At 66.2% G+C, this 17753-nt stretch carries 20 protein-coding genes; 9 read left to right on the top strand and 11 right to left on the bottom strand.

From position 1 onward, the window contains the following. A partial coding sequence (locus BLR94_RS26690) for a transposase (RefSeq protein ID WP_139207512.1) occupies positions 1-337 on the top strand: 337 nt, incomplete at its 5' end. Positions 338-393: 56 nt separating this feature from the next. Here the strand turns inward: BLR94_RS26690 and BLR94_RS26685 are convergent. The 6 genes from BLR94_RS26685 to folE2 form a co-directional block, all read right to left on the bottom strand. Further along, positions 394-1845 carry an NAD-dependent succinate-semialdehyde dehydrogenase gene (locus BLR94_RS26685; protein WP_084308963.1) on the bottom strand — a complete coding sequence of 484 codons (1452 nt, stop codon included), beginning with the start codon at positions 1843-1845 and terminating at the stop codon, positions 394-396. Positions 1846-2090: 245 nt separating this feature from the next. Next, positions 2091-2576: a flavin reductase family protein gene (locus BLR94_RS26680; protein ID WP_084308962.1), complete on the bottom strand. Its 486-nt coding sequence runs from the start codon at positions 2574-2576 to the stop codon at positions 2091-2093. Positions 2577-2596: 20 nt separating this feature from the next. After that, complete coding sequence (locus tag BLR94_RS26675; protein WP_084308961.1) at positions 2597-4078, bottom strand: aldehyde dehydrogenase; 1482 nt, start codon at positions 4076-4078, stop codon at positions 2597-2599. Further along, positions 4075-4908 carry an alpha/beta fold hydrolase gene (locus BLR94_RS26670; RefSeq protein ID WP_084308960.1) on the bottom strand — a complete coding sequence of 278 codons (834 nt, stop codon included), beginning with the start codon at positions 4906-4908 and terminating at the stop codon, positions 4075-4077. The genes BLR94_RS26675 and BLR94_RS26670 overlap by 4 nt, the downstream gene beginning before the upstream one ends. Positions 4909-4921: 13 nt before the next feature. Then, positions 4922-5512: an amino acid synthesis family protein gene (locus BLR94_RS26665; protein WP_084308959.1), complete on the bottom strand. Its 591-nt coding sequence runs from the start codon at positions 5510-5512 to the stop codon at positions 4922-4924. Positions 5513-5790: 278 nt separating this feature from the next. Then, complete coding sequence (folE2, locus tag BLR94_RS26660) at positions 5791-6687, bottom strand: GTP cyclohydrolase FolE2 (RefSeq protein WP_084308958.1); 897 nt, start codon at positions 6685-6687, stop codon at positions 5791-5793. An 81-nt stretch (positions 6688-6768) separates the two neighbouring features. Here folE2 and dksA point away from each other — a divergent pair, with 81 nt between their 5' ends. Genes dksA through BLR94_RS26645 form a run of 3 tightly spaced genes read left to right on the top strand, consistent with a single transcriptional unit; the run spans position 6769 to position 9045 of the window. Beyond that, entirely contained in the window at positions 6769-7173 is a 405-nt protein-coding gene (gene dksA, locus BLR94_RS26655) for an RNA polymerase-binding protein DksA (RefSeq protein WP_084308957.1), read from the top strand. 25 nt (positions 7174-7198) lie between these two features. After that, on the top strand, positions 7199-8401 hold the full coding sequence (gene zigA, locus BLR94_RS26650; RefSeq protein WP_084308956.1) for a zinc metallochaperone GTPase ZigA: 1203 nt from the start codon (positions 7199-7201) through the stop codon (positions 8399-8401). After that, entirely contained in the window at positions 8398-9045 is a 648-nt protein-coding gene (locus BLR94_RS26645) for a DUF1826 domain-containing protein (RefSeq protein WP_084308955.1), read from the top strand. The genes zigA and BLR94_RS26645 overlap by 4 nt, the downstream gene beginning before the upstream one ends. A 543-nt stretch (positions 9046-9588) precedes the next feature. Here the strand turns inward: BLR94_RS26645 and BLR94_RS26640 are convergent. Beyond that, a complete protein-coding gene (locus BLR94_RS26640) occupies positions 9589-10506 on the bottom strand; it encodes a LysR family transcriptional regulator (protein ID WP_084308954.1) in 918 nt (305 codons plus the stop codon). 136 nt (positions 10507-10642) lie between these two features. Here BLR94_RS26640 and BLR94_RS26635 point away from each other — a divergent pair, with 136 nt between their 5' ends. The 4 genes from BLR94_RS26635 to BLR94_RS26620 all read left to right on the top strand — a co-directional run bounded on the left by BLR94_RS26635 (position 10643) and on the right by BLR94_RS26620 (position 13658). After that, positions 10643-11401, top strand: coding sequence for a 5-oxoprolinase subunit PxpA (locus tag BLR94_RS26635; protein WP_084308953.1), 759 nt, complete (start codon positions 10643-10645; stop codon positions 11399-11401). Positions 11402-11647: 246 nt separating this feature from the next. Continuing rightward, on the top strand, positions 11648-11818 hold the full coding sequence (locus BLR94_RS27640) for a hypothetical protein (protein WP_167359817.1): 171 nt from the start codon (positions 11648-11650) through the stop codon (positions 11816-11818). Further along, entirely contained in the window at positions 11815-12687 is an 873-nt protein-coding gene (locus BLR94_RS26625) for a 5-oxoprolinase subunit B family protein (RefSeq protein WP_084308952.1), read from the top strand. Before BLR94_RS27640 ends, BLR94_RS26625 begins: the two co-directional genes overlap by 4 nt. Continuing rightward, complete coding sequence (locus BLR94_RS26620; RefSeq protein WP_084308951.1) at positions 12684-13658, top strand: 5-oxoprolinase subunit C family protein; 975 nt, start codon at positions 12684-12686, stop codon at positions 13656-13658. The genes BLR94_RS26625 and BLR94_RS26620 overlap by 4 nt, the downstream gene beginning before the upstream one ends. A gap of 325 nt (positions 13659-13983) precedes the next feature. On the opposite strand, the gene BLR94_RS26615 is transcribed toward BLR94_RS26620, so the two are convergent. The 3 genes from BLR94_RS26615 to BLR94_RS26605 form a co-directional block, all read right to left on the bottom strand. Next, entirely contained in the window at positions 13984-14319 is a 336-nt protein-coding gene (locus tag BLR94_RS26615; protein ID WP_139207527.1) for a hypothetical protein, read from the bottom strand. A 106-nt stretch (positions 14320-14425) separates the two neighbouring features. Then, positions 14426-15634 (bottom strand): MFS transporter, encoded by a 1209-nt coding sequence (locus BLR94_RS26610; RefSeq protein ID WP_084308949.1) that lies wholly within the window; start codon positions 15632-15634, stop codon positions 14426-14428. Between the two features lie 284 nt (positions 15635-15918). Further along, positions 15919-16272, bottom strand: coding sequence for an NADH:ubiquinone oxidoreductase (locus BLR94_RS26605; RefSeq protein ID WP_084308948.1), 354 nt, complete (start codon positions 16270-16272; stop codon positions 15919-15921). 100 nt (positions 16273-16372) lie between these two features. Between BLR94_RS26605 and BLR94_RS26600 the strand changes: the two genes are divergently transcribed. Further along, a complete protein-coding gene (locus BLR94_RS26600; RefSeq protein ID WP_084308947.1) occupies positions 16373-17329 on the top strand; it encodes a CobW family GTP-binding protein in 957 nt (318 codons plus the stop codon). A 19-nt stretch (positions 17330-17348) separates the two neighbouring features. Here the strand turns inward: BLR94_RS26600 and BLR94_RS26595 are convergent. Further along, positions 17349-17753: MFS transporter (locus tag BLR94_RS26595; protein WP_139207526.1), on the bottom strand; the 405-nt coding region annotated here is incomplete at its 5' end.

Here is a 17753-nt window from a genome sequence, read left to right as displayed (position 1 = left end):
GCTGGCCGAACTGGGCGATCTGCACAGGTTTGACAGCAGCCGTGCTGTGACGGCCTATGCGGGGCTCAATCCCAGGCTACAGGAGTCCGGGAAATTCAAAGGCCAAACACGGATATCTCGCACCGGCTCGGCCATCTTACGCGCAGGGCTGTATATGCCCGGCTTGGTGTCCATAACGCATAACGCGGCGATACGGGCAATGGCCGAGCGCATGAGAGCCAAAGGCAAAACCGGCAAACAGATCGTCTGCGCGGCGATGCGCAAGTTGCTGTGTATCGCCTACGGCGTGCTGAAATCGGGAATGCCTTTTGATGCCGAATTGGCGCTTGCAAGGTAACGGGCAAGACGGTATCTACAAATGACTGCTATCGCCTTAACCCTGTCGCCTTAACCTCAAAGCCCACCCATCAGGGTGTATTTGATTTCCAGATAATCGTCGATGCCATAGTGCGAACCTTCGCGGCCCAGGCCCGACGCCTTGATGCCGCCGAACGGCGCCACTTCGGTGGAAATCAGCCCTTCGTTGATGCCGACCATGCCGTACTCCAAGCCCTCGCTCATGCGCCAGGCTCGGCCGAGGTCGCGGGTGTAGCAATAAGCGGCCAGGCCGAACTCGGTATCGTTGGCCATATGTAGCGCTTCGGCTTCGTCGCGGAAACGGAACACAGCGGCCAGTGGGCCGAAGGTTTCCTCGCGTGCGACCTTCATGCCGGTGGTGACCTCGGCCAGTACCGTGGGCTGATAGAAACCGTGGCCCAGTGCGTGACGCTCGCCGCCGCAGACCAGCCTGGCGCCCTTGCCCAGGGCGTCGGCGACGTGATCAGCGACTTTATCCACAGCCCGCTCATTGATCAGCGGGCCCTGTTGCGCGCCTTCGGTAAAACCATCGGCGACCTTCAGCTCGCCTACGCGCTCGGCCAGGCGGGCCACGAAGGCGTCATGGATACCGTCCTGAACCAGAAAGCGGTTCACGCATACGCAGGTCTGCCCGGCATTGCGGAATTTGGCGATCAGCGCGCCGTCCACCGCACGCTCCAGATCGGCATCGTCGAAGACGATGAACGGTGCATTGCCGCCCAGTTCCAGGGAGACCTTTTTCAGGGTGCTGGCGCACTGCTGCATCAACAGCTTGCCGATCGGCGTGGAGCCGGTGAACGACAGCTTGCGCACCGTGGCGCTGGCGCACAGTTCGTTGCCGATGGCCACTGCGTCGCCGGTGATCACGTTGAAGATGCCAGGGGGAATGCCCGCTTCCTCGGCGAGCACCGCCAGCGCCAGTGCGGAGAACGGCGTTTCCGGTGCCGGCTTGACGATGCACGGGCAACCGGCGGCCAACGCCGGGCCGACCTTGCGGGTGATCATCGCCGCCGGGAAATTCCACGGCGTGATGGCTGCGACCACGCCAATCGGCTCCTTGGTCACGACGATGCGTGCATCGGGCTTGTGGCTGGGAATGGTGTCGCCATAGATGCGCTTGGCTTCCTCGGCGAACCACTCGATGAAGCTGGCGGCGTAGAGCACTTCGCCCCTGGCTTCGGCCAGCGGCTTGCCTTGTTCCAGGGTGAGGATCTCGGCCAGTGCGTCGGCGTTTTCCAGGATCAGCGCATGCCAGCGCTTGAGCACCGTACTGCGTTCCTTGGCGGTGCACGCACGCCAGGCTGGCCAGGCAGCGTTGGCGGCGGAGATGGCGCGCTGGGCTTCGGCGCTGCCCATGTCGGGTACCCGGCCGATCTCTTCGCCATTGGCGGGGTTGAAGATGGACTGAGAGCCGCCGCCATCGGCGGCCAACCACTGGCCATCGAGGTAGGCGTACTGACGAAACAGACGCGACGCTTCAGGTGTCATGGCGACTCCGAAATAAAACAGGCCGCGCTCGAGGGTGAGTGAACGCGGCCGTAAAAAGAGGAATTCTTACCGCTACCGGCGAGGAACCTAGAGCCTGTTCAGGATCGTAGGGTGGACAACGCTTTTTTTGTCCACCATTGCGATTGCAGAGCGGTGGACGGGTCGGGCCGCGTAGATGAGGCGTCGGCTACGCGCCCCGGTCCACCCTACAAAGGTGGTTTAGGTTCTCGCCGAAGCCAAGTCGATCAGGCCAACGCCGGAAGTGCGCCGAGCTTGCCGCGGTGATAGATCATCGGCACCGGGGCGACCTCGGGCAGAATCAGGTTCTTCACGGCACCGACCATGATGGCGTGGTCACCGCCGTCGTACTCGCGCCACAGCTCGCACTCGATGATCGCCGCAGCGTTGTTCAGCAGTGGGTTGCCCTGCTCGCTGAGCGTCCATTCGATGCCTGCGGCCTTGTCCTTGCCCTTGCCGGCGAAGGCATAGGCTTCGGCCTGCTGCTCGGCGGACAGCAGGTGGATGGCGAAGCGCTTGCTGTCGCGCAGCACCGGGTAGGAGTCGGAGCTGTAGTTGGGGCAGAACAGCACCAGGGCAGGGTCGATCGACAGCGCGCTGAAGGCGCTGGCGGTGATGCCGACGATGCCGCCATCCGGGCCCAGGGTGGTGACGATGGTCACTCCCGAGGGGAAGGCGGCCATGACGGATTTGTACAGTCCGGGTTCGATCATGTGTACTTTCCTCGATGCGCTCAGCGCATCACGAACGGGTCGGGCATCGGCGCTTGCGACAGGTTGATCCACACCGTTTTCAGTTCGGTGTAGGCGAGTACCGAGTCGATGCCGCTTTCACGGCCGTAGCCGCTGTTCTTGAAGCCGCCGATCGGCGCCATGGCCGATACGGCACGGTAGGTGTTGACCCATATGATGCCTGATCGCACGCCTTTGGCCAGGCGATGGGCGCGGCCAAGGTCGCGGGTCCAGATACCGGCGGCAAGGCCGAACTGCGAGTCGTTGGCCATGGCCAGCGCTTCGGCTTCGTCCTTGAAGCGGATCACCGAGGCCACGGGGCCGAAGACTTCTTCCTGCATGATGGTCATCGAATGGTCGTCGCACTCGAACAGGGTCGGCTCGTAGTACCAGCCTTCGCCGTCGACCTCGGGGCGTTTGCCACCCAGGCGCAACGTCGCGCCTTCGGCGACGGCAGTGGCGACCAGGCGCTCGACCACGGCCAGTTGCTGGGCGGTGGCCATGGGGCCCATCTCGCTGGCGTCGTCCTGCGGGTTGCCGATGCGGATGCGCTTGGCGCGTTCGACCAGGCGTTCGACGAATTCGTCGTAGATGCTGTCCTGCACCAGCAGCCGCGACCCGGCCACGCAACTCTGCCCGGAGGCGGCGTAGATGCCGGCGACCACGCCGTTCACGGCGCTGTCGAGATCGGCGTCGGCGAAGATGATGTTCGGCGACTTGCCGCCCAGTTCCAGCGACAGCTTGGCGAAATTCTCCGCACTGGCGCGCACCACATGGCGGGCGGTGGCGGCGCCGCCGGTGAAGGCGATCTTGCGTACCAGCGGATGACTGGTCAGGGCCGCGCCGGTGGTCGGCCCGTAGCCAGTGACCACGTTGACCACGCCGGCCGGGAAGCCCGCCTCGAGTGCCAGACGGGCCAGCTCGAGAATGGTCGCCGAGGCATGTTCCGAGGGCTTGAGCACGATGGTGTTGCCCGCCGCCAGAGCTGGCGCGAGCTTGATCGCGGTCAGGTACAGCGGACTGTTCCAGGGGATGATCCCGGCCACCACGCCAATCGGCTCGTGGCTGGTGTAGGCGAACATGTCCGGCTTGTCGAGGGGCAGGGTGCCGCCTTCGAGCTTGTCGGCCAGGCCCGCGGTGTAGTGGAAGAATTCCGGCAGGTAGCCGACCTGGCCGCGGGTTTCGCGGATCAGCTTGCCGTTGTCACGGCTCTCCAGCTGGGCCAGGGCTTCCTTGTTCTCGGCGATCAGGTCACCGAGGCGACGCAGCAGTTTGCCCCGCGCGGTGGCGCTCAGGTTGCGCCAGGCCGGGCTGTCGAACGCCGCCTGAGCGGCCTGCACGGCGCGCTCGACGTCTTCGCCGCCGGCATCCGGGAGCACCGCCCAGGCCTGCGCGCGGGCCGGGTCGAGGCTCTCGAAGGTCTTGCCGGACTGCGCGTCGAGCCACTGGCCGTCAATGCACATCTGATAGCGTGCGAGTGTCATGCGACGATCCCCTTTGCAGTGTTCTGCAGTTGGCTGGCTTCTCCGAGAAATTCCAGCAGCATCTGGTTGACCAGGCGCGGCGATTCCACCGGCATCATATGCCGTTGTTCGGCCAGCACCACGGCTCTGGCACCTGGAATGCGCTGCGCCAGCCGTTCGGCCATCTGCGGCGTCGAGCCCGGATCGAGCTCACCGGTGGCGATCAGGGTCGGCACGCGGATCTCGGCCAGGTCGTCGGCGCGATACATGTCCTGAGTGGCGAACAGCGTATAGGTGGTCAGATAGCCCTGGGCATCGTTGCCGGCCAGGGTCTGGCGGATGGCGGCGATCTGCGCCGGGTTGGCGGCCTGGTATTCACGGCTGAACCAGCGCGACAGCGCGGCCTCGGCATTGGCGTCAGGGCCATGTTCGGCAGCCTGGGCGGTGCGTTCGATGACGCTGGCACGCTGTTCGGGGCTGCGGTTGAACACGCTGTTGAGCACCACCAGGGCAGCGATGCGCTGCGGATGGTGCAGCGCGAAGGCGCGAGCCACCAGGCCGCCCATGGAGAAGCCGATCACCATGGCCTGTGCCAGGCCCAGGTGATCGAGCAGTTCACGCAACTGCTCGGCATAACCGGCCAGGTCGGTGTCCGCCGCCGGGCGCGGGCTATCGCCGTGGCCGAGCATGTCATAGACGATGACCTGGAAATGCTGGGCCAGGCCGACCACCTGGCCGCCCCACATGTCCTTGGTCAGGCCGACACCGTGGATCAACACCACGGGCTGGCCCTGGCCGATCACCCGGTAACTGGTGCCGGCGGGAGTGCGTTCAGCGAGATGCCGAATCATGGCCTGCTCCCGATCACTGCGCCTTCTCGGCGGCCAGTTCTTCCAGATCGATGTAACGGTTGCCGATGCGCGGATGCAGGCGGCCCCCGTTGGCGGCACCCAGTACCACGACGATCTCGTCGGCGCGCGGCGCATCTTCGATCTGCATTTCCAGGGTGATGTAGTGCGAGCGCAGGCCTTCGTCATCCTTGTGCATCATCGGAATCTGGATCGAGGTGCCTGGGCCGCCGCGCTTGTTGGTGAAGCTCAGGTAGCTCTTGGCCTGCACCGCTTCGCGGTAGTGGTTGCCGAAACGCAGGGTGTGGATGACCGCCGAAGCGTGTTCGATTTCACCATCGGCGCCGACCACGGCGGCCTTGCCGTAGGCCTCGATCTTGTCGGCACCGCCGATGGCGGCGGTCAGGCGTGCGACCATCAGTTCGCCCAGCTCGGAGCAGTTGGCCTTGATCACCGGCTTGAGGTCTTCGACGAAGCCGTTGCCCACCCAGGGGTTCTTGATCACCACGGCCAGGCCGACCATGGTGACCGGCTTGTCGGTGGCCTTGCCGCCTTCGATCAGGGTTTCTTCTACATAGCTGACAATCTTGCGAATCTCGAAACTCATGACAGCACCTCTGGCTGGTTGGTGTTAGGTATTATGGTATACCAGAATACGCAATATGCAAGCCTCTCTGAACGTCAGGCACAGCGCCGCCTTGGCAGCAATCAGGGAGAGCGCCAGCCGACTAAAAAGGGTTGTTTTAGGCAGGTATGAATTGCACAAGGATGAGGGTTCCCGAGCGCTGTTTGGGAACCTTTGAGGCGCTCCGCGCCCCGACTGCGGTCACTTCGCTGAAGGTGCAACGAACGCGCAGCGTCCTGGCCAGGCGTCCCCTGTGTGTCTCAGCGCCAGTTGTGGCTGGCGCAGGCCACTGCGTCATGGGCATGCAGGCTTTCGGCGTGGGTGACCTGGATATGCAAGCCGCTGACGCCCGGCATGGCCAGGACCGCCTCATGCAGGCGGCGGGCGGCGTCCTCGCAGAACATCAGGTTCTGGCCGTTGGCCAGGGCGAAGGCTTGTTCGTCGGCGCGTTTCACGGCGGTCTGTACGGCGGTGCCCAGGGCGGACTCCGCGCGGTCGAGCAGGTCGATCAAGGGCAGGGTGCTCGCATCGCCTGGCAGGCGAATGCGAATCTTCGCCTCGCTGCGCTGGCTGTGCGGCGTGGCGACGATGCCGGAGCTGCTGCCCAGCCAGGCAAGCACCTGCTCGAAGTCCGGCGGGCACGCGGCGAAATCGTCGCTGAAGCGCTGCTGGATCAATTGCCGCGCCAGGGCTGCCGAGCAGGGGCAGGTCGACGAGTAGCCCAGCTGCAACCCCAGCTGCAGATGAAAGCCGCCCGGGTCGAGGTGCGCGCGGATGGTCAATGGATAGGCCTTGTAGCCGGACAGTGGGCTGACCAGCGCCGGGCGCTCGATCAGCCACTCGCCGCGCAGATCCAGATAGGCACACAGCGACAGCCCCTGGTGGCTGTCCAGAAAGCCGTGCAACACCTGGCGCAACGAAGCCGGCGACAGTGGTTCGCGCTGCAGCTCCGCCAGCGCCAGGTACAGGCGTGACATGTGAATGCCGCGCGTATGGCCGTCGTCCAGGCTCACGCCGGCATCGATCCGCGCATTGAGGGTCTGCTCCGCTATCCGCACGGGCAGGGCGATGCCGCGCATGCCGACCCAGTCGAGCGTAGCGGCGGGGCCGGCGCTGCGCTGGGCAGCGATGTCAGGCAGGTGGGTCTGGTGGTTCATCGGTCACCCTTGCGAGAGGTCATTGGCATTTGGCTTTAAATGTTATGTTATAACACTTATAGTCGATCCAGTGAGCCCGCCATGACAGCCGATGAACTGCTCTCCCTGCCCGCCGATGCCTACATGAACGAGGCGCAGCAGGCGTTCTTCCACGAACTGCTGCACCAGCAGCGCCAGGCTCTGCAGCAGCGCATCGAGGACGAGTTCGGCGCCCTGCGCGAGCAGGAGCGGCCGTCCGACGAGGTCGACATGGCCAGCCGCGAGGAACAGCGCCAGTGGCAGCTGCGCCTGCTGGAGCGGGAAAAGAAGCTGCTCGACAAGATCGACCAGGCCCTCGAGCGCCTGGCGCGCGGCGAGTACGGCTGGTGCCGCGAGACCGGCGAGCCGATCGGCCTGCGCCGCCTGTTGCTGCGGCCGACCACCGACCTGTGTATCGAGGCGAAAGAACGCGAGGAACAGCGCGAACGCCACCAACGTGACCTGTGAACCTGATGCTGATGAGGAACCCGCCATGCCCGACCGTCTTCCCGTAACCGTGTTGTCCGGCTTTCTCGGCGCCGGCAAGAGCACCCTGCTCAACCATGTGCTGAGGAACCGCGACGGCCTGCGCGTCGCGGTGATCGTCAACGACATGAGCGAGATCAACATCGATGGCAGCGAGGTGCAGAAAGGCGTCAGCCTCAACCGCGCCGAAGAGAAGCTGGTCGAAATGAGCAACGGCTGCATCTGCTGCACCCTGCGCGAGGATCTGCTCGAGGAAGTCAGCAAGCTGGCCCGTGACGGCCGTTTCGACTACCTGCTGATCGAGTCCACCGGTATCTCCGAGCCGCTGCCGGTGGCCGAAACCTTCACCTTTCGCGACGAGCAGGGCCAGAGCCTGGCCGACCTGGCGCGCCTGGACACCCTGGTCACGGTGGTCGACGGGGTGAATTTCCTGCCCGACTTCCAGGCCGCCCGGAGCCTGGCCAGCCGTGGCGAAACCCTCGGTGAAGAAGACGAGCGCTCGATCAGCGACCTGCTGATCGAGCAGGTGGAGTTCGCCGACGTGCTGCTGATCAGCAAGATCGATCTCATCAGCCAGGCCGAGCGCGAAGAGTTGACTGCCATCCTGCGTGGCCTCAATACCCGCGCGCGGATCCTGCCGATGAGCATGGGCGCGGCGCCGCTGGCGGCCATTCTCGACACCGGCCTGTTCGATTTCGAGCACGCCGCCGCGTCGCCCGGTTGGCTCAAGGAACTGCGTGGCGAGCACCTGCCGGAGAGCGAGGCATACGGCATCGCCTCCAGTGCCTACCGGGCGCGCCGGCCCTTTCACCCGCAACGTTTCTTCGATTTTCTCAACCGTGAATGGGTCAACGGCCGGCTGCTGCGTTCCAAGGGCTTCTTCTGGCTGGCCAGCAAGTACCAGGAGGCCGGCAGCTGGTCCCAGGCCGGTGGCCTGATGCGCCACGGCCTGGCCGGGCGCTGGTGGCGCTTCGTGCCGAAGAGCCAGTGGCCCCAGGATGACGATGGCCTCAAGACCATCATCCGCCAGTGGGATGCCGCCAGCGGCGACTGCCGCCAGGAACTGGTGTTCATCGGCCAGAACATCGACTTCGCACGGCTGCACGCGGAGCTGGACGATTGTCTGCTCACCGATGCCGAGATGGCCGCTGGCACCGAAGCCTGGCGCCTGCTGCCCGACCCCTTCGGCCCCTGGCAGGCGGCCGCATGATCCTCGCCTTCGAGCCACGGTGCTGGCCCCGGCAGGTGCAGCGCGACGACATCGAAGTGCTTACCGAAGCGCTGCATGACGAAGTCAATCTGGCGGTCTGGCAGCGGGCGCTACCCGCGCACCTCGCCGCCTTCGCCGAGCAGTTGCTGGCCCAGGGTGAGCCGCTGGCCCAGTCCCTGAGCATCGATCTGGACGACGAACAGGGCGAGCCGCGACTCGCCGGCCTGCTCGCCGCCTATGCCGATATCCCTGGCCAGGCGGCGTTTCTCGCCGATGTGGCCTGGCTGGTGAGCGCCTATGCCTGTCTGCTCGACGCCCGCAGCATCGGTTTGCGCCTGCGCGCGCTGGATGGCGCCATGTGTCCGCGTTTCCACGTCGACCGTGTGCCGTTGCGGCTGATCACCAGCTATGCCGGTCCCGGCAGTCAATGGCTGCGCGAAGGCGCGATGGCGCGCCAGCACCTCGGTGGGCCGCGGGCGTTGCCCGCGCAGCATGCCGTGGTCGAGCAGATCGGCTGCGGGCATGTCGCGCTGCTCAAGGGCGAGCGCTGGGTCGGCAACGAGAACCGCGGCCTGGTGCATCGCTCGCCGGCATTGCCGGCTGGAGAGCGGCGTCTGTTGCTTACCCTGGACTGGCTGGCCTAACAGATTGGTGGTGGTCGGCTACGTGGACGGCTGGCGCCACACCAGGTTCGGCTCGTTCGCCAAGCGCCTGTTCACGATCTTTCGCCGCAGGTTCCTGCGCGATGACCGCAAAGTGGCGTTAGCGGTCATTTGTAGGGTGGAGCGGGGCGCGTAGCCGACGCTTCACCTACGCGGCCCGATCCGTCCACCGCTCTGCGATCGCGATGGTGGATGAAAAGAGCGTCATCCACCCTACGGCTGCTATCGCCTTGTTCCCGTCGATCCATCGGAACAGGCGTTCGCAAGATACACGAAGATCGCGAACAGTTTCTAACGTCGCGCGGACAACTGCTGAGGCGCCAGGAAGGCAGCGTGGAAGTAGTTTCGTAGGGTGGACCGGGGCGCGTAGCCGACGCTTCACCTACGCGGCCCGACCCGTCCACCGCTCTGCGATCGCGGGGGTGGATGAAAAGAGCGTCATCCACCCTAGGTCTGCTATCGCCTTGTTCCCGTGGATCGATCGGAACAGGCGTTCCCAAGGTGCACGAAGATCGCGAACAGCTTCTAACGTCGTGCGGACAACTGCTGGGGCGCCAGGAAGGCGGCGTGGAAGTAGTGGCGCAGGGCTTGCATGGCCGGGGTGAACTGGCGTTCCCGGTGCCAGGCCAGGCCGACGCTCATGGGCGTCACCGGATCGGCGATGGCCAGGGTTTCGATGCGCTTGCCTTCCAGGGACCAGGGGCGATGCACCAGGTCGGACAGGATGGCCACGCCGCTGCCGTTGGCGACCATGCTGCGCACCGCCTCCACGGAGCTGGTGCGCACCTGCACGTTGGGTGTCGCAGCGGCCTGCTGCCAGTAGCGCATGGCGCTCTGTTCGGCTTCGTCCACGGTGAGCAGGATGTAGGGCTCGCGGGCGACCTCGGCGAGGCTGACGCTGGTGCGCTGGCACAGCGGATGATGGGCGGGCAGCCACAGGCGCCGTTCGGAATTGAACAGCGTCTGCGAGACGATATCGGCATGGGTCAGGTTGGCGGTGAGCACCACGGCCATGTCGATGTGCCCGTCCAGCAGCTGCTGCTCGATCACCCTGCGCTCGTGCTCGTGGACCCGGATGCTCACGTCGGGATGCCAGTGCGCCAGGCGCTGCAGGTGGTGCGGCAGGAAGTAGCCGAGCACCGTGTAGCTGGCGGCGAGGTTGAGCACGCCGCTGGCGCGCTGTTCCGGCAGCGGGCTGCTGAGCGCATCGTCGACGCTGCGCAGGATCACGTAGGCCCGGTTGAGGAAGTGCCGGCCGGCCTCGGTGAGGCCCATGCCCTGGGCCGAGCGCAGGAACAGCTGCACCCCCAGCAGCGCCTCCAGCTCCTTGATCGCCGTGGTCACCGCCGACTGGGATATGTTCAGGTGCAGCGCCGCCTGGGAGATCTGGCCGATTTCGGCAGTGGCGACGAAGTAGCGGATCTGCCGCAGGGTCAGGGACATGAGCAGGGCCCGGGGAAGGGAAGACCGGGCAGTATTATCTGATTTTCAGAAGAGCGGCTATCTGATAATAGATCTTCCCAAGGGGTAGGGGGCATTCTACCTTGCCATGCAGGTGACCCCGAACCAGGAGCGTGCGATGTTCACGGTGGATTTCAATTCCGACATGGGCGAGGGCTTCGGCCCCTGGACCATCGGCGATGGTGTCGACGAGGCGCTGATGGCCCACATCAGCTCGGCCAACATCGCCACCGGTTTCCACGCCGGCGATCCAGGCACCATGCGCCGCACCCTCGAACAGGCCGCCCGGCTGGGCGTCGCGGTAGGCGCCCACCCCGGCTTCCGCGACCTGGTGGGGTTCGGTCGCCGGCACATCAATGCCACCGCCCGCGAACTGGCCGACGACCTGCTCTACCAACTCGGCGCACTGCGCGAGCTGGCCCGTGCCCAAGGGCTGAAACTGCAGCACGTGAAACCCCATGGCGCGCTCTACATGCACCTGGCGCGCGACGAGGAGGCGGCGCGCCTGCTGGTCGACCAACTGCAGCGCGTCGACCCGCACCTGCTGCTCTACTGCATGCCCGGCTCGGTGCTCGAACGTGTCGCCGGCGAACGGGGACAACCCGTGATCCGCGAGTTCTACGCCGACCGCGACTATGACCTGAGCGGCTCGATCGTCTTCACTCGCCAGGTCGGCGCCCTGGACCCGGCCGCGGTGGCGGCTCGCGTGGTGCGGGCCTGCCAGAGTGGCCGCGTGCGCACGGTGGAGGGCGAGGACCTGGCCATCGCGTTCGATTCGATCTGTCTGCACAGCGATACCCCGGGTGCCCTGGGCCTGGTGCAGGCGACCCGCACGGCGCTGGATCGCGCCGGCATCGCGGTGCGCGCGCCCGGCTGAGCCGCTCTTCGAATACCGCGCGCACAGACGCCGGGTTCCAGGTTACATCCCACTTCGTCTGCCTTTTCCATCACGATGCCAAGAGGAATTGGACATGGCCGAGCACGCCGTCATTACCCCCGGTACCGGGACTCTTCTATCGCCCGGCCTCGCTCGATGGGGCACCGTTCTTCGAGGTCATGAGGCGGTTCCCCGAACTGAGCGCGGAGGTTGCCGGCCGCATCACCGTCCGTGGCGTCGAGGACGGTGACCCGCCGGATCCCGGCCAGGTGGTCGCCAGGCCGCTCGTCGATTCAGGGCGCGGCCATGGGCCTGCACAAGCAACTGCTCGGCCATCTCTGCCAGCAGGCAGCCTATTTGCATACCGGTAGTCTGGAAACCTGGCTGACGGCGCGTCACCACGGAGGTGCAGCATGAACGACCCGATCCGTTACAGCTTCGGTGCCGACGAGCACCTGTTCGCCGAGGTCAGCGAGAGCATGTCGCTGGAGGCCTTCTTCACGGGCATGGCGGTGACCCGCGCCGTGCAGCGCCTGCAGCTGGACGGCGTGCTGGACGTGTGCCTGGCCAATGCCTCGTTCCAGATCCGCTTCGATCCCGATCGCATCGCCCCGCAAGCCTTGCTCGACGCGGTGCGCCGCGCCGAGGTCGAGGCGGTGGCCGAACGTACCCTGCAGACCCGCATCATCGAGATCCCGGTGCTGTATGGCGACCCCTGGACCCACGAGACGCTGATGCGTTTTCGCGATCGTCACCAGGATCCGGACGCCACCGACCTGCAGTACGCGGCACGGATCAACGGCCTCGCGGATGTCGACGCGTTCATCGCTGCCCACAGCGGTGCGCCGTGGTTCGTCTCCATGGTGGGCTTCGTCGCCGGCCTGCCGTTCATGTTCCAGATGGTCGAGCGCCAGCGCCAGCTGCAGGTGCCCAAGTACCTGCGGCCACGCACCGACACGCCGAAGCAGACCCTCGGCCACGGTGGCTGCTTCGGCTGCATCTACTCGGTACGGGGGGCCGGCGGCTACCAGATGTTCGGCGTTACTCCCGCGCCGATCTACGATCCGCAGCAGCGCCTCGGCTACCTGAAGGAACACATGGTGTTCTTCCGGCCGGGCGATATCGTGCAGTTCAAGCCCATCGACCGCGCGTCCTACGACCTGGCCCTCGACGAGGTGGAGGCCGGGCGCTTCGACCTGCGCATCCACCCGTTGAGCTTTTCCCTGGATGCCTTTCTCGCCGATCCGGTCGGCTACCCGAAAACCTTGCAGGAGGTGCTGGCATGATCGAAGTCATCAAGCCGGGTCTGGCCACGTCGGTGCAGGACCTGGGCCGCGAAGGCTACTACCACCTGGGCATTCCGCCATCCGGCGCGCTGGATCGCTACGCCCTCAGCGCGGCCAACCGCCTGGTGGGCAATCCGCCGGGGGCGGCGGCCCTCGAATGCACCCTGCTGGGGCCCGAGCTGGCCTTCGCCGAGGCGGCGCTGGTTGCCGTCAGCGGAGCGCACATGGCGGTGCGCCTGGACGGCGTGGAGATACCGCCCGACACCGCCTTCGCGGTCAAGGCCGGCCAGGTGCTGCGCTTCGACTTCCCCCGGCTCGGCGCCCGCACCTACCTGGCGGTGGCCGGCGGGATCGACGTGCCGCCGGTGCTCGGCAGCCGCTCGACCTATGCACTCGGTGGCCTGGGCGGTTTCCAGGGACGGCGCCTGGAAGCCGGTGACCGCTTGCCGGTCGGCACGCCCAGCGGACGCGGCAGGGTCGGCGCCAGCCTGCCCATGGCGCTGCGCCAGGGCCTGGGCGGCGAGGTCACCTTGCGGGTGGTGACGGGCCTCTATCACCATCGCCTGAGCGACGAGGCGAAACGCAGTTTCTTCGCCGACACCTGGACCGTCGGCTCCGAGGCCGACCGCATCGGCTACCGCTACAAGGGCGGTAACGCCCTGAGCTTCCAACCACGGGAGCAGCCTTTCGGCGCCGGCTCCGATCCGTCGAACATCGTCGACAGCTGTTACCCCATCGGCTCGATCCAGGTGCCCGCCGGGCTCGAACCCATCGTGCTGAACCGCGATGCGGTCTCCGGTGGCGGCTACGCGATGATCGGCACGGTGATCAGCGCCGACCTCGATCTGGTCGGCCAGATGCAGCCCAACCAGAAGGCCCGCTTCGTCGCGGTGACCCTCGAGCAGGCGCTGGAAGTCCGGCGTTCCTATCGTAAACGGCTGGACTGCCTGGACCTGCTGTTCGCTGGCTGAGCCTGTCCGCTGCAATGCTGGGAAGGGCGAAAGGAATCGTCGGCAGCGGTTTCCTCGCCGGCTGCATCGGATGGCCGGCAGGGATGGTCGGGCAAAAAAAAGCTGCGCAAGAGCGCAGCTGAGTAAGGCAGCAGGTGCCTGACCTGCTGCGAAGAGAGCCTTCAGTTAAACCCATGGGCATGACAGCCGTATGACGGCGGAGGGTGGAGCGGCTCAGCGCTCGAAGGCGGCGCGCTAGGTTTCTTCCTTGCTCAGCCACCATTGGCGCACCGGGCTGTTATCGTAGGGCCCAGTCCTGGTCGCGCACGAACTGGAGCCGCGGAAATCACGTCCTGCTGGCGCAGGTAGTGGCCGAACAACCCCGGCACGAAGGCATTCGGCACGCCAAGCAGGATTTCGCTCGGGGTAGCGCCGAGCAACGCGGCTCGACCATGCACACCGCGCCCGATACCGAACCGCCATAGGACATGCCCAACTCGCCGGCCGTCGCTACCTCGGTGCCGCTGCCCGGTACCTGGCCGGCCTGCAGCCGGTCATACACCAACAGTCGGTCTGCCAGCCAGGTCGGCGCGCTGACCATGGCGATGCGTAGGTCGTCCGCGAGGGTCTGCTGCGCGGCATACACCGCGTAGCCGTGGCTGGCCAGGGCTTCCATCGGCACGCTGTTCTGCCAGTATCAATCCGCTAGACAGCCGCAGCGTGCGCGCGCGGGCCGGCAGGCGCAGAGAACAGGCCGATGGCGAGCGCCAGCAGCACGTCGAGGGGCGTCATGGCGCCGCCAGCTGGCGGTGTGGCCACAGCACGGTGGCCAGCAACAGAACCGCGATCAGGGCGTAGGGCGCACCGCTGTCGAACTCGTAGACCAGCGTGCCGAGCAGCGGGCCACTGATCATGCCCATGCCGTGTGCCGCTCCCAGTGTGCCGGCGGCGGCACCTTTCTCATGAGGTTCGACGGCATTCACCGCCAGCGCCGACACCGAGGGAAATACCCAGCCCATGCCGGCCGCGGAAACGAAGAACCCGGCCCACAGCTGCACCGAGCTGTCGGCCAGCATGACCGAGCCGAAACCTGCGGCCGCGACCACGCCGCCGACGCGGATCAAGCGCATCGGCGACCAGTTCAGCAGGCGCACCAGTACCTGGGAGAGGATCAGCGCCACGCCGACGGCAGTGAGGGCGATACCGGCGCTGCGTGCGGCCTCGGAAGAGGGCAACTGCAGGCGATCGAGGGCGAAAAAACCCACGGTGACCTGGGCGGCGGTGACGCTGAACATGGCCGCGAAGCCCACGGCCAGTGCCCGGCGCAGACGCGCATCGGCAATGCGCAGCGGTGCCCTGCCGGGCGGCGCATGGTGTTCGCTGCGCGGTAGCCAGCGCCACATCACCAGCAGGGCCAGCAGCGGTAGCAGGGTGGTGAGGTACAGCGGCAGGCGCAGGTCGTACACCGCCAGCCATCCTGCCAGCCCCGGCCCGGCAACCATGCCGACCGCGGTGGCGGCGCCGATGCTGGCCATGGCCCTGGTGCGGTTTTCCGGGGCCAGGTGATCGGCGACCAGGGCTGCCGAAGTGGCGGGGATGGCGGCGTAGAAGGCACCTGCCAGGCCGCGCAACACGACGATCACGGCAAAGGCCAGCCAGGCCGGCGGCAGCCGGTCAAGGGCGACGATGACGAACAGGGCCAGGGCGGTATAGGCAATCACGAAGCCGCACAGACCACCGAGCAGCACGCGCCGCCGTCCCAGCCGATCACTGGCGGCGCCCCATGCTCGTGCCAGCAGCGCCCAGGTGATGCCCACCACCGCCACGGTGGCGCCGGCTTGCCAGGGTGCCAGGCCCAGCACCCTGGCCAGGGGGCCGATCAACACCACGAAGGACATCACCGCTACGGTGCAGGCGAAGGTCTCGAACATCAATGGCCAGAGGCTGAAGCCCCGGGTGCTTTCGGCAGCCTGCCGGGGGACGTCGGTGGGGGTCATGCCAGCTGATTCCTTGCTTGCGTGGCAGAGACGACCGGCAGCAGGCAGGCCATTCACGAAAATGACCGTGGGTATCCCTGGAGGCCTGCAGGCATCCGTTGCCGAGGATTACATGAGAATTATTCTCATGTTAATCGGCGTACACATCGGGTGACAAGCACTGTTCAGCGACTGGCAGGAAACGCTGGGCTGTCAGTACGATACCGACCAGGTACGTGCCGCCTCGGCGCGGCTGGCATCCAGGTCGGGGTGGTGGCCAAGGTAATGGATCGACGCCCCCGGGCTCAGTAAGCGAACCACACCCCTCTGCTCTGCCGCTCGCAGAAAGGTTTCAGGTAGTTGGCGTCTTTGGCCACGCCGTAGTAGTGAATGTCCTGCTGGTACGGTGTGTTCAGCACCTTGGCGCCGCGGCATACGCCAAAGGCGCCGCTGGGGCACTGCTCGACGAAGCTGACCTGGGTCTTCTGGCCCTTGAGTTCGGGTTTGCAGAAACCGTTGCGGAACAGGTTCGGCGGAATGTTGCGGTTCTGCTGGCAGACTTTCACGTCCAGTCGCTCGGCCTGGCTGTGCACCACACAGGCGTCGCCCCAGGCCAGGCCGGACACACAGCACAACACCAGCGGCAACAAGCGGCGCATCGCTCCACACTCCAGAAAATGATGGGGAACTGTAGGGGGTGTGGCGAGGTTATCGCAAGCCGGGCTTTCCTCCGTGTCGTCGAGCCTTCACCATGGCGCCATGTTGAAGCAGATACCCACCCACCTGATCGCCGGCCCGCTGGGCGCCGGCAAGACCAGCCTGATCCGTCAGTTGCTGGCGCAGCGGCCCGCGGATCAGCGCTGGGCGGTGCTGATCAACGAGTTCGGGCAGGTCGGCCTGGACGCTGCGCTGCTCAGTCGTGACGAAGATGGCCTGAGCGTCAGCGAGGTGGCCGGTGGCTGCTTGTGCTGCGTCAATGGGCTGCCCTTTCAGGTCGGCCTGGGCCGTCTGCTGCGCAAGGCCAGGCCGGATCGCCTGTTCATCGAGCCATCCGGGCTCGGGCATCCGCTGAGTCTGCTGGAGCAACTGCGCCAGGCGCCCTGGGCAGGTGTGCTGGCCGTGCAGCCGCTGCTGATGGTGCTCGACGCCGCTGCCCTGGCCGCCGACGTGCCGTTCGCCGAGAGCCAGCGCGACGCCTTGCCCTACGCCGGGCTACTGGTGCTGAACAAGAGCGAAGAGGTCGATGACGCAGCCCGTGGGCGCATCCGGCGAAGCCTGCCCCATGCGCTGTACTGGACCACCCAGGGCAGGTTGCCGTTCGACCGGCTGCCGGTAGCGGCCGTAGGGGTCAGCGTGACCGATAGCGGCGCCCTGCCGGATGGCCCGTTACCTCCCGTCGCCGTCTGGCGCAGCGCCGAGGCGCCGATCTGCCTGGTTCAGTATCAGCCCGAGGGCTGGAGCATCGGTTGGCGCTGGCACCCCAGCCAGCGTTTCGACCTGCTGCGGGTGCAGCAGTGGCTGACGCCGCTGCCGTGGCGGCGCGCCAAGCTGGTGCTGCAGACCAACGCCGGCTGGCTGGCGGTCAATGCCCTGGAGGGGCAGGCGCTGCACTGGCAGAACAGCGAGTGGCGCAAGGACTCGAGGCTCGAGCTGATCTTCGCCAGCCCCCAGGATGCGGAGTCGCTACGCGCGGCAATGGCCGCCTGCCGCGTGTAGCGAGGGGGCGGGCGGGGAATCAGTCGTCGTTCATTCGCGAGTGGGTGCGGGTATCCCTCATGAACACGTAGACCAGCAGCGAGCAGGCGATGCAGCCGGTGACGTACCAGTAGAAGCCGCTTTCCATGCCCACGCTCTTGAACCACAGCGCCACGTACTCGGCGGTGCCGCCGAAGATCGACACCGTCAATGCGTAGGGCAGGCCGACGCCCAGGGCGCGAATCTCGGTGGGGAACAGCTCGGCCTTCACCACCGCGTTGATCGAGGTGTAGCCGCTGACGATGATCAGCGCCGCCATGATCAGGAAGAACGCGCCCCACCAGCTCTGCACGGTGTGCAGGGTGGTGAGGATCGGGTAGGTGAACAGCGTGCCCAGCACGCCGAAGGCGATCAGGATCGGCCGTCGCCCGACCTTGTCGGACAG

Origin of the sequence: Phytopseudomonas flavescens (genome assembly GCF_900100535.1) — a bacterium.
Classification (GTDB): Bacteria; Pseudomonadota; Gammaproteobacteria; order Pseudomonadales; family Pseudomonadaceae; genus Aquipseudomonas; species Aquipseudomonas flavescens.
Note: the sequence above shows the minus strand (reverse complement) of the source record. Positions and strands in the feature narration are given on the sequence as shown.